Source organism: Streptomyces sp. NPDC006879 (assembly GCF_042869595.1).
Lineage (GTDB): Bacteria > Actinomycetota > Actinomycetes > Streptomycetales > Streptomycetaceae > Streptomyces.
The window spans coordinates 18,010-37,365 of the sequence record NZ_JBIAGC010000032.1; the positions used below are offsets into that span (position 1 = coordinate 18,010).

Consider the following 19,356-nt stretch of genomic DNA (forward strand, 5'->3'; position numbering starts at 1 on the left):
CCGGCCCGGCTCTCTCGCCGATGTTGGTGCGACTCGCTGCGGAGCGCGCCACCGGAGTGCTACTGCGTGACCGAGGGGCGCTGTACCTGGCGCAGGGTCAGGTCGTACACGCGGAGAGCCCGGCGGCTCCCGGGCTGGACGTCCTGCTGACTGCCGGCGGCCGACTGCGGCCGGAGGGCTGGCGGCGCGCCGTGGACGAAGCCGGCGCGCGCTGCCGGGTCGGACGCTTCCTCGTGGACAGCGGGCAGGTGCCCGGCGGCGAGTTGGAGCTGTGCCACCTGGGCGCGATCTTCGACGCCGCCTACTTCGCGCTGTCGCCCAGCGGCGCCCCCGCCCGCTTCCGCTACGGAGTCGCCCACTGGATGGGCCCGGTCCGACCCGTACCAGTGCAGTTGGTCGAACGCGAGACGGTACGACGCCGTGAGCTACTGGACCGTCTCTGGCCACACCCGGCGATCGACACCGTCCCCGTGCTGCGCACCGAGGGCGTCGGGGAAGGCACGGTCACCCACCGTCAAAGCGCGGTGCTCGCCCTGGCCGACGGAACGCGCACACCGTGCGAGTTGGCCCGAGAACTGGGACGCCCCGCCTTCCACACCCTGGTCGATGTACGAAGGCTCGCCGCAGCAGGGTACGTCGCCTCACCCCGGGGCGCTTCGCCTCCCGCAGGGCCCGCGGTCACAGCCGCTCCTGCGGTGGCAGGAATGCCTTGGGGGGCGCACGGGACGTCTGCACCAGACATCGCGCTCCTGCGCCGGCTGCGGGACGCATTGGAGGCGACCCTTTGATCCGCGCCATGCGGCAGCGCGCCGAGAGGAGACAGCTGATGACTGCCGAGGCGGAAGTCCTGGAGGAACTCAAACGGCTAAGGGCCCGGCTGCCCCAGTTGTCGGGAGCCCTCGCAGCCAGCGTCGACGGGCTGGTCGTGGCGCAGGACGCAGAGACGGTCGAGGCCGAAACGGTCGCGGCTCTCACGGCAGCCGCGCTGAGCGTGGCCCAACGACTGTCCGACGCCACCCGGCAGGGCGGTTTCCGGGAGCTGTTGGTGCACGGAGAACACGGCTATGTCGCCACCTACGCCGCCGGCAGGGCGGCCGTCCTCCTGCTGCTCGCCGAGCCCCGCACCAACGTGGGACGGCTGCACCTGGAAGGCCGGCGAGCTGGCGCCCGGATCGGAGAACTGGTCGACGGAGTTCTGGAGCGGATGCCCCGTCAGCAGCTCTCCCCCATCAGCAGGCCGATGATGCGGCCACCTCGTCCCTGACGTCCGCCTTGGCAGCCGGTCCGATTCCCGGTCGGCCACCAGCGGCGGGCACATCCCTGATCGTCCCCACGGCGATCGACAGATCCACCGAAACAAGAAGAACACCGAAAGAAGGAGCACAGCGCTATGGCTTCCACCGACGCCACCCTCAAGGACGCGATGACCTCGATCGAGGGCGTACTGGGCGTGGCTCTCGTCGACTACACCAGTGGGATGGCCCTCGGTATCGCCGGCGGGAGTAAGGAACTCGACCTGAACGTGGCTGCGGCTGGCAACACCGATGTGGTCCGCTCGAAGTTGCGCACCATGGAACTCCTCGGACTCAAGGACGAGATCGAGGACATCCTGATCACGCTGGGGGGTCAGTACCACCTGATCCGACTGCTGAAGTCGCGTGGCGGAAAGGGCCTGTTCCTCTACCTGGCGCTGGACAACCAGCGGTCCAACCTGGCGATGGCACGGCACCAACTGAAGCGGATCGAGAACGACCTGGAGATCTGACCGCGGCCGAACCCGCTCAACAACGCAGCCCTGTGCACCGAAGGGCGCCCAGGGCTGCGGGCAGACAACACCAGAGTCGAGGGCGCCGGTGGGTGCCTGCTCGTTCAGTGAACATCCCCGGCGTTGCTGTGCCAGGGCCCCTTCGGCCTACTCGCCCGCAGTGCCCCCGTACGGGACGCCCCTCGGGCCTTACGCCCACGGCCCCGCCGCCCACCAGGCCAGCGACGGGGCCGAAGAAGGCTGGTAGCTGGCAGGGCACGGGCGTCGCCACCGTGTCGCGGACGCACTCGATCAAGGCAGCGGTGGCGATCCCGCGGGGATGCTCCGTCGCCTGAAGGCGTGGGCCGGCACCTCCCGTGAAACCTGCACCAAGGTCATCGACGATGGCGCCCGCCTCGGCATCGACGTCGAGGTCGCCCAACGCGAGCCGGGCCGGAGACCTGGGGCTCCGTCGTCATGTCATGTAGCTGTAGATCGGCGAGAACTGCGGTGTCGGGGGCGGACCCGTCGCGCCTGCGGCTTGGAGGGCGGGGGCGAGGCGCTCCTTGACGAATCGCTTCGCCTCCTCCTCCGACTCCCAGATCTCGATGACACGCCAGCCGCCGGTGGGGCTGGGGCCAGCGGCGTGGAAGATGCCGCCTGCGGGCTTGTCCTGCAGGCCCAGTTGCTCCCGGGCCCTGTCGTAGATCTCCTGTGAACCGTGGGGGTTGTCCAACACCATGGCGATGGTCATCACTGCCTCCTCATGGTCGGGCGTCTTCCGTGTGGTCATGTGGCGTGCGAGAGGGTGGTGGCGATCTCTGTCCGTAGCGCTTCTAGGAAGGCTCCGGGCTGTTCGAAGGCGGGGTCGTCGGCGGCGTTCTCGATCACGTGCAGCGGCCATCCGTGGCGGGCGCTCGCGGCCTCGGCCACCTTCAGCCCGACCTGGCGGTCGTGCCTTCCGCAGATCAGGGCCGTCGGTACGGGGATGCGGGCCAGGTCGGCCGCCGGGATCGGGGTCATCGCGAACGCGGGCATGAGGCTGCGCAGAGCTGCCTTCTCTTCGCGTGTGCGGGCGCCACCGAGCATGTACGCCTCCATCAGCTCCATCTGCTCGCCGAGCTGTCGGCGCAGCGCGCCCAGGTCGACCATGCAGGCGTCCATCAGCTGGTCCCGGGAGCGTTCCGTGGGCCGTGCCACGAAGCGGGCCATCGCAAGGGCGAACTTCGGGGCGGGGCGGAACCGGGCGAGGCCGTACGTGTCCACCAGGACCAGGCGGGCGAGCCGGTCCCCGTGGTCGCAGGCGAACCGGGCGGCGATCGCGCCACCGAGCAGATGGCCGGCCAGGACGGGCCGAGAGGCGCAGGTCTGCTCGATCAGTTCGCCAAGCCAGGTGAGGACGCGGTCGACCTTCAGCCGGCCTTCGCCCGGTTCGGAGGCACCGTGTCCCGGCAGGTCGGGGGCGACCACGGAGAAGGTCTTCATCAGGTCCGGCATCACGCGCATCCAGGTCGCGGCGAACTCCCCTGCGCCGTGCAGGAGGACGAGCGGCGGTCCTTGGCCTCCTTCCAGTACGGCCGTCGGGATGCCGGCAGGGTCGATACGTCGTTCCGTGGCGGGGAAGCCGGCGAGGAGCCGTTCACGGATCTCGTCGCCGGTGGCGGCGGGCTTGGTCATCTCTGCCACCTCCATCCGCTGCCAGCATCCTCGGGACGGCGGCGGGGCGGCATCGACCGGAATCACCAATCCCGTCAGGAAGCGAGGCGTGGTTCTTTCTGACCACGTGGGCGTCAGACCACGTGGTACTCGTGCGCCTTCGCGCTCGCCGCCGTCCGGGAGTCCACGTCCAGCTTGGCGAAGATGTTCTGGAGGTGCCGGGCGACGGTGTGCTCGCTGATGACGAGAGCGGAGGCGATCTCCCGGTTGTGCTTCCCGGCCGCGACGAGCCGCAGGACGGCCTGCTCGCGCGCTGTCAGCCCCAGGACGGTCCCCGGCTCCTCCCGGCCGCCGGGCGTGATCGCGTCGGCCCGTGCCATATCCGGCCCCGCTCCGAGCCGCTCGAACTCGGCGCGGGCCGCCTCCAGTTCGAGGGCCGCCGTCTCCTCGTCGCCCAAGGCGCGGCATGCCCTGCCGAGGTGCATGCGCGTCCGCGCGGTCTCATACGGCGCGCCTAGCTCCTGCCACCCCTGCTCGGCCTCGCGGAGGGCGATCAGGGCGGACCGAGCGTCACCGGCCGCCAGCTCAACCGTGCCGCGGGCGGTCGCCGCGATCACCCGCAGGACGTTGCACCGGTAGCGCTCCGCGATCGTCCCGAGCTCGTCGCAGGCGCTGCGCGCGGCCTCCGTGTCGCCTATGGCCAGCGCAATCTCGACGCGGGCGGGCAGCAGCCGCGCCCTGTCCAGGGGCTCGGTGGTCTCGTCGACCACGCGGCGGATCGCGGCGGCTGCGGCGGCCCCGTCCCCCTGGGCAAGCCTCAGCAGGGCGAGGCCCGGCTGCGGGTCCCCTCCGACTCTGCTGGCGTCCCGGTACGCCTCCTCGGCCGCCCCGATCGTCCCTCGCAGGCGGTGGATCTCCGCCTGCCGGTAGAGGGCCTGGGCGGCCCCGGCTGGGTACGCCTCCTGCCGGAACAGCTCGCCCGCCCGTTCCGCCTCCACCAGCGCGTCCGACCACGCGCCGTGCAGCTGCATGATCTCGGCGCGGTTCAGGTGGCACCGGCCGCTGAAGGCCACCAGGTCGGGCTGCTGCTCGCACCAGGACGTCAGGGCCTCCGTCCACTCCTGGACGCGGCGGAGCTCGTACACCGCGCTGCAGACGTCGATCACCTCGCAGTAGACGATCCCGGTGACGATGGGCGAGAGGTCACCCGAGGTGGCGGCCACCATGGCCTCGTCGAGGAGCCTGAGCCCCTCCTCGACCCGCCCCTCCCTGACCAGGGAGTGCCCCTGCTCGTTCAGGGCGAGGGCGAGGAGGTCCGCGTCCCCGAACCGTTCCGCGATCGCGGCGGCCCGGGCCGCCTTGGCACGGGCGCCGGCGTGGTCGCCGCCGGCCCGCTGCGCCGCTATGGCCGGGATGAGCAGATAGCCCTCCTCGGCGCAGGCGTCCTCCTCCACGTCGACCAGCCGCCGCGCCCGTCCGAACCATCCGGTGGCGCGGCCCGTCTCGCCCCTGTACGCCAGATCGGCCCCCGCCCAGAAGGCCCAACGCACTGCGCGCAGCGGCCGGCCGGCCTCCAGGTACGCGCCGTACGCCCGCTCCGCCACGCTCACCATCTCCTCGTGGCGTCCGGTCAGGTGAGCGGAGATAGCGAGGAGTTCGAGGTCCTGCGGTCCCAGCGGGCTCAACCGGTCCGCGCGTTCGAGGGCCTTGTGGGCCTCGGCCCAACGCCGTCCGGCGCAGGCCGCCCGGCCACGTTCAAGGTCGCCGGTCACGGCCACGGGAAGGCCTTCCCGGGGCCGCCTTCGCAGGTCTGCTTCATGCGCGCCTCCAGGCTCCACGAGAGCACCTCAATTTTATGGGAAGGGCAGGAACTGCTCCATTTACTCCTACGGCACCGGGATCACCGAGGTCTCCAGCCTTGACGGTCTGCTCACGACTTCGGTTCTTACAGCCGAACCGAAAGGGACCCCGACCACCAGCGACGGCGACATGTGGTATGTGGGGAGTGCGACGCTGGCCAACAACACCAGCCAACAGCAGACGCACTACACACCGTCATTCTCGAAGGCGATCGCTTCGACGATGTCGGCCACCGTCACCACGGGTGTGACGAGCACTTCGAAGCTCTGCGACGTGGTGAGTGTGAGCGCCGAGCACAGCATCGCCATCTCCTACTCGACCGCCACCACTCAGACCTCCACGGTGACGGACACCTACACCGGCCCGGACCGGCCAGTCGTGATACCGGCCAACACCACGGCTCACGTGATCGCGACCATGCAGTCGCAGAACGTCACAGGCAACTTGAGGCTATCTTGCAGGCCAGGAATCTACCCAGAACGCCACTCTAAGGGCTGTCCCGTACCTGGAGAGCCGTTTACTCGCTACTCTTCTGCGACACGACGAATTCGCTGTGATCCGCACGGCCCACGGAGGCGGTCCCCTCCAGGGAGCAGGGAGCAGGGAGCAGGGAGCGGCGCAGGAGCACAGGAGCTCAGTCATCCTCGCCGTCAAGGATTGCGATCTGGCGAACGGCGTCGGCGACTGCCACGAAGTCCCTCCTGAGGACCGCTCCGTGGTTGCTGGTGACCTCTGCACTGACCTGGATGTTCGAGTTGCGGGCGGTCGCCGTGGTCAGGCCGGCGCGTATCCGCTCCTGCTCACCTGCCCGGCTCCCGAAGGACGTCCCCGAGGCGACCACGTACCTGACGGGGACGGCTATGTTGCCCAGCACGGGACCCAACTCGCACCGGCGGGAAAGCCGGCCCAGCTCGATGTTGCTGTTCGCCTGCTGTTCGGCGGTCATCCGTGGAGCCAGGCCCGTCGGTCGCAGGAGTGGTAGGACCCAACGGAGCCTGCGGAAAAGCTTCTTGATCCGCTTCTCCATTGCAGCGTCGAGCCAGTCATCGGGGAAGGCGCCGTCGACCAGGACCGCGCCCAGGGCCCGATCGGGATTTCGACTGGCCCAGTGCGCCGCGACCACCGCGCCGTAGGACCACCCCACCACCAGCGCCCGGTCCACGCCCCTCGCCGCCAGAACGGCGTCGACGTCCCGGACCGCCGCTTCGAAGGAATAGTCAGCCGAAGTCCGCGACTTGCCCCGGGCCCGCTCGTCGAAGGTGATCTGCCGCCATCCCGGCCCGAGTTCAGCGATGACCCGGCGCCAGTAGCCCTGGGTCGCGAACTGACCGTTGAGGTAGAGCACCACAGGACCCGGGCCGCCGGTGTCGGTGACTGCCAGAGCCGTGTCGTCGACCGGCACTGTGCCGGTCCACTTCGTCACCGGCAGCGAGCAACTGTCCTTCGTCATGTCTTCCACCTGTTCGTGTGCGGGGCAAACCGGGCATCGCAAGGCCGGGCGCGGGCCGGATCGCACCCCTGTGGAGGATGGGGGCGCTGTCCCGTGGCGACCGAGGGGATCGTGATCGCGGTGAGCCAGCCAGTCGGCCGGCAGTGCGCGTTCTGATCCGTCAGAGCCCGCGGGCGGTGATGTGGCCCCTTGATGTGGTCGCCTGGACTTCGAGCTCGGTGACGCCGTCGTTCTTGAGGCCGTTGGCGACGCGGCCATGGTCGGTACGGGCGTCGAGGGTGGCGGACGAGCCAGAAGCAACCGAGATATCACCGGACTGGGTGCGGAGCACCAGCGTGCCGCGCGCCGCCTCGGCAATCCGGATGTCGCCCCTTGTGGTCCTGATCTGGGCGGAGCCGCCCAGCCGGCCGATCTCGACGTCGCCTTCGACGGCGGTGAGGCGGATGCTCACGGCTTCGTCGATCTTGATTCGGCGGTGCGCCCCCTCGAAGGTGATGTCCCCGAAGCGTCCGACGCCGCGAAACGTGACGCTGGCCGCCTTGCCCTCGATTCGGGAGCCGGCTGGCATCCGGACGGTAATCGCAAGGGATCCGGAGGGCCCGAAGAGCTGGTTGCTCGGTGTCGGGGCGGTGATCCGCAGCACGTCGTCGGCGTAGGTGACTGCGGTCTGTTCGGCGGCCTTGATGTCGCGACCCTTGGCGGGGTCTGCGGGCGAAACCTCGACGAGGGTGTCGACACGGTCCGCTGCGATGAACTGAACATGCCCGGCGGGGATGTCCAGGACCGTGGTGATGGGGGCGGTGGTGTGGAACTCCTGCATGGCACTCTCCCAATGGTCGGCACTTTCCAACAGCAGAAACGCTACGCCGCCCCCCAAGGAAGGGCAATGCATTCATTGCATTGAACTTGCATTTAGCCAGGCCACAGCCATGCAATTGTTGCAACGATCTAGATCTAACGCAACGATCGCAGTTCAATTCATTGCAATGACCTGAAAGCGAACGCTATGGTCCCGGAGCAGACACCCCCGGATGACCACCAAGGAGATCGCGATGCCAGGAGGCCGGCTCACCCAGCAGGAACGTCAACAGATCGCGCTGGGGCTGGCGGACGGCCTCGCCTACGCCGAGATCGCTCGGCGCCTCGACCGCCCAACCTCGACGATCACACGTGAGGTGACGCGCAACGGCGGTCCCGGCACCTACCGCGCCGACCTGGCCCACCGCGCCACCGAGCGCCGGGCCCAGCGGCGTAGGCCCACCTCACCTCAAGGGCCGCACCCGACGTCCCCGCCACCTGGACCCAACGCCGAAGCCTTGACTCAGTACGAGGAGAGGTTCACCACCGTCCTGATGGCTTCGGGCCTGACCAAGATGACGGCCCGGGTGCTGACCTGCCTGTTCACCACGGACACAGGCAGCCTGACCGCATCCCAGCTCGCCCAGCGGCTCCAGGTCAGCCCCGCCTCGGTGTCCAAGGCGATCGCCTTCTTGGAGGGCCAGAGCCTCGTTCGCCGAGAACGCGATGAACGCCGCCGCGACCGCTACGTCGTCGACGACGAGCTCTTCTACCAGGCGACGATCGCCAGCGCCCGCTCCAACGACCGGCTTGTGGAGACCGCGCGCCAGGGCGTCGTCCTCCTCGGCGCCCAGAGCCCGGCCGCCGCTCGCCTGGAGAACATCGCCCGCTTCCTCGACTTCATCAGCGAGAGCATGGTCCGCGCCGCCGAACAGGCCCGCGAAGTCCTCCACGGCAGCGTTGAGGGGGCCCCGAACGATGCCACCGACCGCGACCGGGCCTCGAAGCCCTGAGGCCTGTGCCGCACACCAGCGAGCAACGCCCGCTCGAACCGTCAACCAGAACAGCCCGCAGCGAATGCGACGAGGCCGACACCTTGGCGACCGAGTGTCCGCCCGCACACCCACCGGGCTCTCGACCGCCTCACCGGCACACTCCAGCCCACAGCCTGAGCCACCGCGTCCGACGAGGCTCGCCCGGTGGCGAGAGCGTTCTTCGAAGCGTGCCGGCGGCTGGGGCGGCCGGGGAAGCAGCCTCGACGGTGGGACTGCGCTGGCGAGGTACACACCCCAGCAGTTCAATGGGGCGTATGGGTGAAGCCCGGACCAAGAGTGCGGGGCGCACCGGCCGCGCACGATCCACCGCTGTGAGTGTTCTGGCGGTTCTCCTGGCCGGTGGCCTGTCCCTCGCGGCAGCGCCACCGCCCCAGCCGCCACCGGTGATCACTACCGGCATGGTCGACAAGGCGGTCGACGAGCTGGACGGCATCGTGCAGGGGACCATGCGGCGCACCGGCGTCCCCGGCGTGGCGGTGGCCGCGGTCCATGACGGGAAGGTGGTCTTCGCCGAGGGGTTCGGCGTCCGCAGGGTGGGTGAGTCGGCCGCGGTGAACGAAGACACCGTCTTCCAGATGGCCTCCTTGTCCAAGCCGATGGCCAGTACGGTCATCGCCGCGACCGATGTGGATTGGCAGGAGCCGGTGACCGAGAACCTGCCGGGCTTCGCCCTGAAGGACCCGTGGGTGAGTGATCACGTCACCGTCACCGACCTGCTCTCGCACCGCAGTGGGCTTCCCGATCATGCCGGGGACCTCCTGGAGGACCTCGGCTACGACCAGGCCTACATACTCGACCACCTGGTCCGACAGCCACTGTCGCCGTTCCGGGCGAGCTATGCGTACACCAACTTCGGCTTCACGGCAGCGGCGGAAGCCGTGGCACGGGCGAAGGGCGTCAGTTGGGACCAACTCGCGCAGGACCTGCTGTACGCGCCGGCCAACATGAACTCGACGAGCTCACGTTTCGCCGACTACGAGCAGGCGAAGAACCGTGCGGTCGGCCATGTCAAGGACGCCGACGGCGCCTGGCGGGCCGAGTTCGTGCGAGACGCCGATGCCCAAGCGCCCGCTGGTGGCGTCAGCTCGTCCGTCTCCGACATGGCGACCTGGCTGCGCCTGCAACTGGGGCAGGGGAAGCTCGACGGGAAGCAGCTGATCCCTGCTGAACGGCTCACCCACACCTGGCAGCCAGAGACCGTCTCCCAGCCCCCGCCGGCAGCCGCCGGCCGCACCGGCTTCTACGGGCTGGGGTGGAACGTCGGCTACGACGACCTCGGACGACTACGGCTCAGCCACTCCGGCGCGTTCTCGCTCGGCGCCAACACCAGCGTGATCATGCTGCCCGGTGAGCAGCTCGCAATCGTGGTGCTCACCAACGGAGCACCGGTGGGTGCCGCCGACGCGATCGCCCTCAGCTTCATGGACGTCGCACAGCACGGAAAGACCACGACTGACTGGTTGCCGCTGCTGGCCGGGGTGTTCGAAGCGCAGGAGCAACAGAGGCACTCCGAGACGGACTACACCGCGCCGCCTGTGGACGCCGAGCCGGCGCTCCCCGCCGCGGCGTACACGGGGACCTACGTCAACGACTACTACGGACCCATGACGGTGACCGCTGCGCCCGACGGCAGGTTGACGATGCGGCTCGGCCCGACGGACAACAGCATGCAGTTCCCGCTCACGCACTATGACGGGCAAACGTTCAGCTTCCGCACGACCGGGGAGAACGCGGTGGGTCTGTCCGGGGTGACCTTCACCATCGGCGAGGACGGCAAGGCCCAACAGCTGACGGTGGAAAGCTTGGACAGCGAGGGCCTGGGGACGTTCACCCGCCGCTGAGCAGAGGTGGTCCAGCGTGCCGCGACGGGCTCGTGCCGGGTGCTCCGTGAAGGGCACCGAGCTGCAAGCCTGCACCGGTCAATCGTTGAACTGCGGCGGACCGGACGGCGGAGGCAGGCGACGCCCTCCGTCGCCGCGCGGGATCGGCATGAGGCCGCCCCCTGGTGCACGAGCCGTACCACTGCCGCAGTTGCACGCGATCGCCGCTGCTCAACGACGCTCTGGCGGTGCGGTGCCGCACGTGTCTCCTACGGCTTGGCGGGCCTTCGACGCTACGGTGGTCCACAGTGGCTGCCCTTGATCACGTATAGCCGAGGAGGAGCACGACCCATGCCGAGTTACGCGCTGGACGAAGCCGCCCTGGACACGCTCTTCCGCCAGGCCCGGACTGCCAACACCTTCACCGACGAACCCGTCACCGCCGAGCAGCTCCAGAGCGTCTACGAGCTGGTCAAGTACGCGCCCACGGCCATGAACTCCCAGCCGCTGCGGATGCTGGCGCTGGCCTCGGGCGCTGCCCGCTCTCGCCTGGTCCCACTGATGAACTCGGGTAACCAGAAGAAGACCGAAAGCGCACCACTGACAGTGGTGCTCGCCGCCGACACCGCCTTCCACCACCACCTGCCCACCGTCTTCCCGCACGCCGCGGGCGCCAGGGAGATGTGGGAGGCGGACCCGGCCGGGCGCGCTGAGGCGGCACGCTTCAACGCGCTGCTTCAGATCGGATACTTCATTCTCGCGGTTCGTGCGGCCGGGCTCGCTGCCGGCCCAATGAGCGGCTTCGACGCCGCGGCCGTCGATCAGGAGTTCTTCCCCGAAGGGACTCGCCACACCCTGGTGGTCGCCAACATCGGCCACCCCGGGCCGAACGCGTGGCGGGAGCGGCTGCCCCGGCTGACCGCCCCTCAGGTGATCACCACACTGTGACCGGGGATCCCGGACTTTTGGTGATGAATTCGTAACAGAGGCATCCTTCGGGCATCTGCTGCCCTCTTCCCCGGCGAACCGGGCCATCAGCCGGTTCACTCGCCGATGGGAGAGGACCACAGCGCCATGACGATGCCCCGCCGGAACCGGAACCGAATCGCCTTGACCGTCGCCACCGCGATGAGCATCAGTGCGGTACTTCTGTGCGCGGCGGCGCTCGCACCCGGCTCGCCGCGGCCTGTGGGCGCGAAAGAGCAAGCCGACTCGCCCGCACCGGCTCCCGCCCGGGCCGGCTCACCGGCCCGGGCCGTGGTCAGCGAATCGATCGTGCACCGTCCCGAGGTCGCGGGTCGGGCGGTGAACCTGACCCTCGATGACGGCCCTGATCCGAGGTGGACTCCGCAGGTACTCGACCTTCTGGGGCAGAACTCGGTCAAGGCGACGTTCTGCCTGGTCGGCCCGCAGGCCGAGCGCCATCCGCATCTGGTGAGGCGGATCGTGTCCGACGGCCACCGCCTATGCGACCACTCGATGAGTCACGACGTGCGGATGGACCAGAAGCCGGTGCCCTACCAGTCGCGGGAGATCCTGGACGCACGGCAGCTGATCGAGAACGCTTCGGGGGGTGCGCCCGTGCTCTACTACCGGGCGCCCGGTGGCGCATTCACTCCCGACAGTCGCAAGATAGCCGCCGGCGCCGGCATGCGCCCCCTCGGCTGGAACATCGACACCAAGGACTTCGAGAAGCCCGGCACCTCCGCGATCGTACGGACCGTGCGCCAGGGGCTGGAGGGTCGACAGAGTGCCACCATCCTCTTCCACGACGGCGGGGGCGACCGGCACCAGACGGTGGAGGCGCTCCGTCGGCTGATCCCGTGGATCAAGGAGCAGGGGTACGCCTTCAGCTTTCCCCAGGTCTAAGGCCTGTCCGCAATGCCGCAGGGCGGGTGACGCCGAGGGCGTGGACGCCTGACCGAACCCGCCGGTAACCCGCGATTGGCCAGCCCTTATGGTGAGGGCATGGGGGGAAGACCGAACATACGTAGGACATTGACCCGTCGAGGGGCCACGCTGACCACCGTGGCGACTGCCTTGATGCTCGCGCTCGGGGGGTGCGGGATGCAGACCACGTCCCCGGCCACGGCTCGCCTGCACGCGCAGGACCGGGGGGACGGCAAGAACGGCGATATCGCGCCCGGGCAGGTCGACTGCCGCGAGGCGAAGTGCATCGCGCTGACCTTCGACGCCGGCCCGGGCAGGGACACGCCACAGTTGCTGGACCTCCTCAAGCGGGAGGAGGTCCCGGCGACCTTCTTCCTCCTGGGCAAGAACCACGTGCTCCGCCACCCGGACACCGTCCGGCGGATCGCGGCCGAGGGCCACGAGGTGGCCAACCACACCTGGACGCACAAGGTGCTCACCGGCCTGGACGGTGCCGGCATCCGCGCCGAGCTTGAGAAGACCCAGGAAGCGATAGCGCGGGTGACCGGGCGGCGCCCCACCCTGATGCGCCCGCCGCAGGGGCGTACCGACGAGGAGGTCGCCCGGATCTGCAAGGAACTGGGCCTGGCCCAGATCCTGTGGAACGCGACCGCCAAGGACTTCTCCACCACCGACTCCGCCTTGATCACCAGGCGCATCCTGGCTTCCGCGAAGCCGGACGGCATCATCCTCCTGCACGACATATACGACGGCACGGTGCCGGCGGTGCCGGGGATCATCGACGAGCTCAAGCGACGGGGCTACACCTTCGTGACCGTCCCCCAGTTGCTCGCACCCGGCACCGCCGAGCCTGGCGAGGTCTACCGTCCGTGACGGGGCCGTCCCGGCTCAGCCGCGGGGCAGTACCACGGAGAGCACCTCGGGCAGCGGATACCAGTCGCAGGAGGCGATGCTGGCGTGGTGGCCGGCGAGGAGGGCGACCCGGTCACGGGCCTGTTCCTCGGTGGGCCGCACCGCGTCGATGGCCGGGGCCACACTGTGCGCCCCGGTCATGATGACCAGGTAGTGCCGCGTGTCGTACCAGGAGGCGTCGATGCCCCCGCCGGCATAGCTCCCCGCGCCACCGTCGAAGACGACGAACCAGGGCCGGATGGATGCGTCCGGGTAGCGCGTACGTGGGTCGCCTGCGCCGGCTCCGAGGACGGCGGGGAAGGCGGGGAAGGCGGCGGCCTCGGCGAGCCGACCGGCGGCGGCGAGGTTGCGCAGGTGTTCGGCGTACTCCCGATCGGTCCAGTAGGTGTCGAAGGGGTTGTTCTGCTCGACGGTGCCGGGGATGAGGTCCACGATGAAACGGCCGGCGAGGTCCGACCGCTTGGGCCAGCCCCGCTCGGTGACGGCCGCGTCGAGGGTGGGAAGTCCGGCGGTGAGCTCGGCCGGGCGGTACAAGGCGTTGCCGAGCTTCGCCGTCAGGAGAGCGTCGAGCTGGGCCGGGCCGCGCCCGTACTTGCCCTGGAAACCGTCCTTCATCTCGATCTTCAGCAAGATCGGCCGGTGGCCGGGATGCGCGTCGTGCCAGCTGCGGATGTCCGCGAGACAGCCCGCCAGGTTCTGGTTCCGCGCCTTGGTGCGCAGTTGGGCCGGGGTCGTGGCGTTCTCGCAGTTGTTGTCGTTGCCGATCGGGTTGTTGTGCGCGACGCGCCAGGAGACCCCGAAGACGTTGGTCCACACGTCCAGCTCCAACATCGCAGCGCCGGAGTCAAGGGCGTCGGCGAAGTAGGGGTATTTGGACTTCTCGTAGGCGTTGTGCACCCCTACGCCCGTGGTGGAGGAGTACGGCAGGTCGTCCGACGTGGCTGCGCCCGCCGGCGAGATGGTCGCGGCGAGCGCGAGCACTCCGCCCATGAAAGCGCCTATCACCGTTCGCACCAGTGCCCTCATAGCAGCTCCTTGTCTGTCCACGGTCAAGACATCGGCGGAGCCTAGGGGCCTGAACCCCCCAGAGGAAGGCGACGCCGCCACGAAGTCGGGCGGCATCCATGAAATCCGGCCACGCCGGACCCGAGAGGAAGGAGGCACACGAGCGTCAACCAAAGGTTGACGCCACATCAACTGTCAACCTAGGGTTGCCTCATGACGAACCCTCTCGGCGCAACCAGTCCGGTTCGGCTGGACGAGCTCATCGAGGCGATAAAGAGGACCCATCCCGACGCCCTGGAACAGCTCTCCGGCGCCGTGGTCGCGGCGGACCACCTCGGCGACATCGCCGACCACCTCATCGGGCACTTCGTGGACCAAGCACGCCGCTCCGGCGCCTCCTGGACGGAGATCGGCAAGAGCATGGGGGTCACCCGGCAAGCGGCGCAGAAGCGCTTCGTACCCAGAGATCCGGGTGAACCCACCCTCGACCCGAGCCAGGGGTTCAGCCGGTTCACCCCACGGGCCCGCAACGTGGTCATGGCCGCGCACCACGAGGCGCGGTCGGCCCACAACGACCAGACCCTCCCGGCGCACCTCCTCCTCGGTCTGCTGGCCGAACCCGAAGGCCTGGGCGCCCAGCTCCTCCTCAGCGAGGGCCTCCCGCTCACAGCCGTGCGGGAGGCGGCCAGTGCCGCGCTCCCCCCGGCCGCCGAGGAAGTGCCCGAACTCGTCCCCTACGACGCCGGCGGCAAGAAGGTGCTGGAACTGACGTTCCGCGAGGCACTGAGACTGGGTCACTCCTACATCGGCACCGAGCACGTCCTACTCGCCCTGCTGGAGTACGAGGCGGGTGACGGCGTCCTGGCTGGCCTCGGCGTCACCAAATCGACTACGGAGGAACGCCTCGCCGCTCTGCTGGAGCAGTTCAAACACTGACGCCTCCCCCGACCGAACAGCCGAGGCCGCCCACCAGCTCCCGCGGGGACCGGTGGGCGGTCTCGGCTCTCAGAAGCGATCGCAGGGGGGGTCGGGCACCAGTCCCCCGGCGCGCAGTCTGCGCAGGGTCCGACGTTCGTGGGCCAGTCGCCCCACCAGCGCACCCCCGTACACCACCACCCCCACGCCCACCAGCCACGACTGGACGACCAAGACCGTGCCGAAGCGCCCGTAGATGACGGCGTTGGACGCGATCAGCGGGGAGAACACCAGCCAGGAGAAGCCTCGCAGTCCGACCAGACCCAGACACGTGAACACCGCTCCGGGCAGCAGGGCCCGCCAACGGACCCGCCCGCCGAGCAGGAACCGCTGGGACCACCAGAAGAACAGCAGCGTGAAGAGCAGGTCACCGGCGCCGCCGAGGAGCGTGCGAACTCCGAACCCGGCAGGTACGGGGATGTTGACCAGGAGACCGAGGTAGAACACCAGCAGAGCCAGCCAGACCACGTGCCGCCACATCGTGTGCCAACGCGCAGTGGGCACGTCCCATACCTTTTCGTAGCCCGTCTGGACGACCGAACCGAAGGTGAGCCCGAAGACCGCCAGCGCGGCGAGACCGAACGCAGTGGTCCGCTCCAGCGCCACTCCCGGCATGCCGAACAGTTCCTCGACCTCCCGCCGGGAGGCGGCCGAGACCCCGAGGGCGTCACCGAGCCAGCGGCCGAAACCCAGCCCACTGGCCGGATCGGCTGCGGCGACGACCACGAGCAGGGGCACCAGGGTCAAGAAGCCGAGCGCCGCGAAGCCCATGGCCCGATGCATGAGCTCGATCTGTCGACCCCGGTTCCACGCCAGGGCCAGTGGCGAGGTCAGCACCCGGGCGCGGAGCCGTCGCAGCCAGGGGAAGCGCATGCCTTCGGAGGCGGCGTCCAACAGCCCGCCCGCTTGGTCCTGCGCGCGGCCGTGCGCAGGACCAGGGCGCTTCCGGGTCATATCTAACCTATTACCCCGAATTGCCCATAACGGCTAGCTCTTGACCGGGCGATCTCCGCGGACGAGCCAGGGATGCCGTAGCCCCTGCTCGCATCCCCAGAGCCGCCACACAGTCCGCCACGAAGGCCCCACCCTCCCCTCCTGTCACACCAGGGCGCCGCACTCCGTCATAGGGGTGTACCTCGAAAGACCCCGGAAGGGAGCACCACCGTGACCACCATGACGAGCACCACGACGACCCCGCAGTCCCGCATGCCGAACCCCGCCAAGGTCCTGCCTGAGGCGATGCCGGCCATCCTGAGCCTGATGAAGGTGGCTCGCAAGGGGGGCGTCCCGCAGTCAACCCTGGAGCTGGTCCACCTCCGGGCGAGCCAGATCAACGGCTGCAGCGCCTGCGTGGACGGTGGCGCCCGCTCGGCGCGCCTCGCCGGCCTCAGTGACGAGCGCATCTTCGCCGTGGCCGCCTGGCGGGAAACTCCCTACTACACCGATGCGGAACGAGCCGCCCTGGCACTCGCGGAATGCGCCACCCGCCTGGCCGACACCACGGACGCGGTCCCCGACGAGATCTGGGAAGAAGCAACCCGGCACTACGACCAGGAGCAGATGGCCGCTCTCACCCTCTGGATCGCAGTGACCAACCTCTTCAACCGGCTCAACGCCACCACGCGGCAGACCGCCGGCACGGGCTGGTAGCAGCAGCCGCACACAACGACCGGACCCAGCCCGCGTTCCTCCCCGAAGGCCAGGCGCTCCACCGCTCGGGGCGCCGAGACGCTCCGGTCCCGCCAGACAACCGCCCTACTCCGGTTCGCCCCGGAGCGGGGCGGTTGCCAGTTCCACGGAACGGTGGGCCAACCACAGGTCGTACCGGGCGCTCGGGGTCTGGAGCAGCGAACGCTCCAGAACCGCCTCGATCCGGGTCAGCCTCTTACGTGCACCTGGCACCGAGATGCCGAGCGCCGCCGCCGTGGGAACCAACCGGGCGTCGTTGGCCAGCCAGACACGCAGCGTCCCACCGGCCCCCGGCGGCGCGTCGGGGCCCGTCAGCGCACGCAGCTGCAGACGAGCCCAGTCCGCCACCTCGGGATGCGCGAGGACGCCGTCCATCGTTGCGGGCGTCGCTCGCGGTGGCGAAGGCGCGGCGCGGTCAGCCGGGGCCAAGCGCAGCGCGAGGGACAGGGAGGCCTGCCCGGGCAGTGTGTTCAGATCGAGGTCGAGCAGTGACTCCACGTGCCGCAGGCGGGTGGCGAGGGTATTGCGATGGATCTTCAGCAGCCGAGTGGCGTGCGTAGTGAAATTGAGCCAGGCATGGGCCGTGGCCCTCAGCTCCAGGGCATCGGGATCCTGGGCGCGCCGCGGTCGGTAGCCGTGCAGTGGTTCCAGGAACGCGTGAGCCCAAGGGGAACCCGGCTGATGGGCAGCCATGGCCAGCTCCGGACCGGACCCGAACCGAGCATGCCGGGTCGAGCGCCCGCGCGCCACGGCCACAGCGTGGAATGCCTGAGTGTAGGCGGGGGGCGCCTCGCGTAGGCAGGCTCGTGCGCTGACTCCGACGACGCAGTCCCCAGCCGCAGCGGCGATGGCCGAAGCCAGAGGGCCAGCTTCTGGTCGGCCTGCTGAGAGCCCCACCGGGACCAGGGCTATCAGGTGCCGTACGTACACCGGGCAGCGGACAGTCCAGGCGCGGCCGTCGGTCAGTTCGTCGATCAACTTGCCGACGCGCTCCCGGTCGCCGGTGCGGCACTCGACGACATAGAGGTGGAGCGGGTCCGGTAGGGGTGGGGCGAGCGTCTCGGCGATCTGGTGCGCCATGGACAGCCTCCCGCTCATCAGCAGGTGCAGCACTGCCTCGCGGACCCGCCCCTCGGCGACGGCGCTCGCTTGGAGCACGGCTTCGGCCCGTTCCGCACGCAGGGCGAGCGCCAACGGAACAGCCGCGTCCGCCAACAGGGCTGGCGCACCCGGATGGTGGGGCAGGTCAAGTGCGGCTGCCAGGGCCGAGCCACCCAGGTCGAAGAGCAACACCGTCTTCCCGGAGCCGGCGAGGACCGCGGAGCCCGCACCCCGCGCCTTCATCTCGGCTGCACCCCTGGCCAGCAGTTTCACGATCCGGGTCTCTGGTGGCGCCTGCCGGGCGTGTTGCACTGCCCCGTCGGCAGCCACCAGGCCCGTCCAACCGCCCAACCGTCGGGCGAGCCAGTCCAGTAGTTCCGCACTACCACCGGTATGCGCCAGTCGATGGGCTTTGAGGACGTCGTCGGGACGACTCCAGTCGAGTGCGGTGGTGCGCGCTGGAATGGCTGCCTCCTTTCGCTCGGTCGGAGATGTTCGGGCCCCCGCGGACTGCGTAGCCGCGAGGCTGCGGGCCGACGCAAGCTCGCCCTGCCGGGCGGCTCCAGTCCCAGCCGGAGCGCTGCCCTCTTCCGGCGGATGCGGTGGCCGCAGGTCGATCCACCACGGCTGACGCGGTGACCCGGGGCCCATTCAAGCACCATGGCCTCGCTGTGCGTAGCGATACCCCGGCCGTGGAGCCGCTGGGCCGAACGAACCCGCCCTGAAACGACCTTGCCCTCTAGGGTTTCTTCAAGTCGGGGCCCGGCGGCACAGGGGAACGCCGGGCCCCGATCAAAGAGCTCCGCGGAGAACAACCGAACGGGGCCATGCGAAGAACAGTTCAAACCCAGCGGTAATTCGTTCGACAAAACACTGCCGAAAGACTACCGAAAGGGCGTTGCGGAGAGCCGCTTTGTTGATCGTCGCCGATCTGTGGAATTCCCGCACCGTCACTGCGCGACCCCCTCACGCCCCGCTCCCCCACGACCTCCACCCGCGAACCGGCGGAAGTCGCGAGGGCGGCGCGTTCGACCGATCGCCACACGGGTCCATGGACCGCGGCGACCACGCGAGCTCGCCCGAACCGACAGCACGGGCGCGACGACCCCACGTACACACAGTTCAGAGGCCTGGTGAGGCCAAGGGAAGCAGGCTCGACCGGCCCCGGAAGGCCGACCTCCGCGGCAGCCACCTTACCCACACTCCATGGGTCCACTCATACGGATCTCGCCGTTTCCAGCACGGGCCGCACGGGGGTGTAACCTTCGCGCCACCCGGTCCTCTCCTCTGTACGCGCGGCTATTGCGGCGGGAGTTGGCCGGATCAGACCCCAGGTGGCCGGTTCATCGTCTAGCCTTTGGCATATGCCAGAAGCACCACCGGATCGGGTGTTGCCAAATC

19 protein-coding genes are annotated in these 19,356 nt (G+C 69.4%); 11 read left to right on the forward strand and 8 right to left on the reverse strand.

Annotated features, from left to right (window positions below; translation table 11 throughout):
- Window positions 1-20 precede the first annotated feature (20 nt).
- The 3 genes from ACFYMC_RS21660 (at window position 21) to ACFYMC_RS21670 (ending at window position 1,765) form a co-directional block, all read left to right on the forward strand.
- Entirely contained in the window at window positions 21-788 is a 768-nt protein-coding gene (locus ACFYMC_RS21660) for a transcriptional regulator (RefSeq protein WP_388527869.1), read from the forward strand.
- A 38-nt stretch (window positions 789-826) separates the two neighbouring features.
- The gene (locus tag ACFYMC_RS21665) at window positions 827-1,264 is read left to right on the forward strand and encodes a roadblock/LC7 domain-containing protein (protein WP_388527772.1); all 438 of its coding nucleotides are present in this window, start codon (window positions 827-829) and stop codon (window positions 1,262-1,264) included.
- Between the two features lie 126 nt (window positions 1,265-1,390).
- Window positions 1,391-1,765, forward strand: coding sequence for a hypothetical protein (locus ACFYMC_RS21670; protein ID WP_388527775.1), 375 nt, complete (start codon window positions 1,391-1,393; stop codon window positions 1,763-1,765).
- Window positions 1,766-2,219: 454 nt separating this feature from the next.
- Here the strand turns inward: ACFYMC_RS21670 and ACFYMC_RS21675 are convergent, their stop codons facing one another.
- From ACFYMC_RS21675 to ACFYMC_RS21685, 3 genes are all read right to left on the reverse strand, one after another.
- Window positions 2,220-2,498 (reverse strand): hypothetical protein, encoded by a 279-nt coding sequence (locus ACFYMC_RS21675; RefSeq protein ID WP_388527778.1) that lies wholly within the window; start codon window positions 2,496-2,498, stop codon window positions 2,220-2,222.
- 35 nt (window positions 2,499-2,533) lie between these two features.
- A complete protein-coding gene (locus tag ACFYMC_RS21680; RefSeq protein WP_388527780.1) occupies window positions 2,534-3,421 on the reverse strand; it encodes an alpha/beta fold hydrolase in 888 nt (295 codons plus the stop codon).
- Between the two features lie 113 nt (window positions 3,422-3,534).
- A complete protein-coding gene (locus ACFYMC_RS21685; protein ID WP_388527783.1) occupies window positions 3,535-5,178 on the reverse strand; it encodes a LuxR C-terminal-related transcriptional regulator in 1,644 nt (547 codons plus the stop codon).
- 211 nt (window positions 5,179-5,389) lie between these two features.
- Between ACFYMC_RS21685 and ACFYMC_RS21690 the strand changes: the two genes are divergently transcribed.
- Window positions 5,390-5,965, forward strand: a complete 576-nt coding sequence (locus tag ACFYMC_RS21690; protein ID WP_388527785.1) for an ETX/MTX2 family pore-forming toxin — start codon at window positions 5,390-5,392, stop codon at window positions 5,963-5,965.
- On the opposite strand, the gene ACFYMC_RS21695 is transcribed toward ACFYMC_RS21690, so the two are convergent.
- On the reverse strand, window positions 5,895-6,710 hold the full coding sequence (locus tag ACFYMC_RS21695; protein WP_388527788.1) for an alpha/beta fold hydrolase: 816 nt from the start codon (window positions 6,708-6,710) through the stop codon (window positions 5,895-5,897). The genes ACFYMC_RS21690 and ACFYMC_RS21695 overlap by 71 nt on opposite strands.
- Window positions 6,711-6,870: 160 nt before the next feature.
- On the reverse strand, window positions 6,871-7,530 hold the full coding sequence (locus tag ACFYMC_RS21700) for a DUF4097 family beta strand repeat-containing protein (protein WP_388527790.1): 660 nt from the start codon (window positions 7,528-7,530) through the stop codon (window positions 6,871-6,873).
- A 232-nt stretch (window positions 7,531-7,762) separates the two neighbouring features.
- Here ACFYMC_RS21700 and ACFYMC_RS21705 point away from each other — a divergent pair, with 232 nt between their 5' ends.
- The 5 genes from ACFYMC_RS21705 to ACFYMC_RS21725 all read left to right on the forward strand — a co-directional run bounded on the left by ACFYMC_RS21705 (window position 7,763) and on the right by ACFYMC_RS21725 (window position 13,146).
- On the forward strand, window positions 7,763-8,521 hold the full coding sequence (locus ACFYMC_RS21705) for a helix-turn-helix domain-containing protein (protein ID WP_388527872.1): 759 nt from the start codon (window positions 7,763-7,765) through the stop codon (window positions 8,519-8,521).
- A gap of 296 nt (window positions 8,522-8,817) precedes the next feature.
- Window positions 8,818-10,404: a serine hydrolase gene (locus ACFYMC_RS21710; protein ID WP_388527793.1), complete on the forward strand. Its 1,587-nt coding sequence runs from the start codon at window positions 8,818-8,820 to the stop codon at window positions 10,402-10,404.
- A gap of 330 nt (window positions 10,405-10,734) precedes the next feature.
- Window positions 10,735-11,331 carry a malonic semialdehyde reductase gene (locus tag ACFYMC_RS21715; protein WP_388527796.1) on the forward strand — a complete coding sequence of 199 codons (597 nt, stop codon included), beginning with the start codon at window positions 10,735-10,737 and terminating at the stop codon, window positions 11,329-11,331.
- Window positions 11,332-11,463: 132 nt separating this feature from the next.
- A complete protein-coding gene (locus ACFYMC_RS21720) occupies window positions 11,464-12,252 on the forward strand; it encodes a polysaccharide deacetylase family protein (RefSeq protein WP_388527874.1) in 789 nt (262 codons plus the stop codon).
- A gap of 174 nt (window positions 12,253-12,426) precedes the next feature.
- A complete protein-coding gene (locus ACFYMC_RS21725) occupies window positions 12,427-13,146 on the forward strand; it encodes a polysaccharide deacetylase family protein (protein ID WP_388527877.1) in 720 nt (239 codons plus the stop codon).
- A gap of 15 nt (window positions 13,147-13,161) precedes the next feature.
- Here ACFYMC_RS21725 and ACFYMC_RS21730 read toward each other — a convergent pair whose 3' ends face one another.
- A complete protein-coding gene (locus ACFYMC_RS21730) occupies window positions 13,162-14,211 on the reverse strand; it encodes a phosphatidylinositol-specific phospholipase C domain-containing protein (RefSeq protein ID WP_388527799.1) in 1,050 nt (349 codons plus the stop codon).
- Window positions 14,212-14,403: 192 nt separating this feature from the next.
- Here ACFYMC_RS21730 and ACFYMC_RS21735 point away from each other — a divergent pair, with 192 nt between their 5' ends.
- Window positions 14,404-15,126 carry a Clp protease N-terminal domain-containing protein gene (locus ACFYMC_RS21735; RefSeq protein ID WP_388527802.1) on the forward strand — a complete coding sequence of 241 codons (723 nt, stop codon included), beginning with the start codon at window positions 14,404-14,406 and terminating at the stop codon, window positions 15,124-15,126.
- Window positions 15,127-15,195: 69 nt separating this feature from the next.
- Here the strand turns inward: ACFYMC_RS21735 and ACFYMC_RS21740 are convergent, their stop codons facing one another.
- Window positions 15,196-16,038 carry a YhjD/YihY/BrkB family envelope integrity protein gene (locus ACFYMC_RS21740; RefSeq protein WP_388527880.1) on the reverse strand — a complete coding sequence of 281 codons (843 nt, stop codon included), beginning with the start codon at window positions 16,036-16,038 and terminating at the stop codon, window positions 15,196-15,198.
- Window positions 16,039-16,338: 300 nt separating this feature from the next.
- Between ACFYMC_RS21740 and ACFYMC_RS21745 the strand changes: the two genes are divergently transcribed.
- Window positions 16,339-16,815, forward strand: a complete 477-nt coding sequence (locus tag ACFYMC_RS21745; RefSeq protein ID WP_388527883.1) for a carboxymuconolactone decarboxylase family protein — start codon at window positions 16,339-16,341, stop codon at window positions 16,813-16,815.
- A gap of 105 nt (window positions 16,816-16,920) precedes the next feature.
- On the opposite strand, the gene ACFYMC_RS21750 is transcribed toward ACFYMC_RS21745, so the two are convergent.
- Complete coding sequence (locus tag ACFYMC_RS21750) at window positions 16,921-18,606, reverse strand: helix-turn-helix domain-containing protein (protein WP_388527804.1); 1,686 nt, start codon at window positions 18,604-18,606, stop codon at window positions 16,921-16,923.
- Between the last annotated feature and the right edge of the window lie 750 nt (window positions 18,607-19,356).

Coding starts and splice junctions, on each gene's coding strand:
- ACFYMC_RS21660 (WP_388527869.1), top strand. CDS start 21: ATGTTGGTGCGACTCGCTGCGGAGCGCGCCACCGGAGTGCTACTGCGT.
- ACFYMC_RS21665 (WP_388527772.1), top strand. CDS start 827: ATGACTGCCGAGGCGGAAGTCCTGGAGGAACTCAAACGGCTAAGGGCC.
- ACFYMC_RS21670 (WP_388527775.1), top strand. CDS start 1,391: ATGGCTTCCACCGACGCCACCCTCAAGGACGCGATGACCTCGATCGAG.
- ACFYMC_RS21675 (WP_388527778.1), bottom strand. CDS start 2,498: ATGACCATCGCCATGGTGTTGGACAACCCCCACGGTTCACAGGAGATC.
- ACFYMC_RS21680 (WP_388527780.1), bottom strand. CDS start 3,421: ATGACCAAGCCCGCCGCCACCGGCGACGAGATCCGTGAACGGCTCCTC.
- ACFYMC_RS21690 (WP_388527785.1), top strand. CDS start 5,390: ATGTGGTATGTGGGGAGTGCGACGCTGGCCAACAACACCAGCCAACAG.
- ACFYMC_RS21695 (WP_388527788.1), bottom strand. CDS start 6,710: ATGACGAAGGACAGTTGCTCGCTGCCGGTGACGAAGTGGACCGGCACA.
- ACFYMC_RS21700 (WP_388527790.1), bottom strand. CDS start 7,530: ATGCAGGAGTTCCACACCACCGCCCCCATCACCACGGTCCTGGACATC.
- ACFYMC_RS21705 (WP_388527872.1), top strand. CDS start 7,763: ATGCCAGGAGGCCGGCTCACCCAGCAGGAACGTCAACAGATCGCGCTG.
- ACFYMC_RS21710 (WP_388527793.1), top strand. CDS start 8,818: ATGGGTGAAGCCCGGACCAAGAGTGCGGGGCGCACCGGCCGCGCACGA.
- ACFYMC_RS21715 (WP_388527796.1), top strand. CDS start 10,735: ATGCCGAGTTACGCGCTGGACGAAGCCGCCCTGGACACGCTCTTCCGC.
- ACFYMC_RS21720 (WP_388527874.1), top strand. CDS start 11,464: ATGCCCCGCCGGAACCGGAACCGAATCGCCTTGACCGTCGCCACCGCG.
- ACFYMC_RS21725 (WP_388527877.1), top strand. CDS start 12,427: ATGCTCGCGCTCGGGGGGTGCGGGATGCAGACCACGTCCCCGGCCACG.
- ACFYMC_RS21730 (WP_388527799.1), bottom strand. CDS start 14,211: ATGAGGGCACTGGTGCGAACGGTGATAGGCGCTTTCATGGGCGGAGTG.
- ACFYMC_RS21735 (WP_388527802.1), top strand. CDS start 14,404: ATGACGAACCCTCTCGGCGCAACCAGTCCGGTTCGGCTGGACGAGCTC.
- ACFYMC_RS21740 (WP_388527880.1), bottom strand. CDS start 16,038: ATGCGCTTCCCCTGGCTGCGACGGCTCCGCGCCCGGGTGCTGACCTCG.
- ACFYMC_RS21745 (WP_388527883.1), top strand. CDS start 16,339: ATGACGAGCACCACGACGACCCCGCAGTCCCGCATGCCGAACCCCGCC.
- ACFYMC_RS21750 (WP_388527804.1), bottom strand. CDS start 18,606: ATGGGCCCCGGGTCACCGCGTCAGCCGTGGTGGATCGACCTGCGGCCA.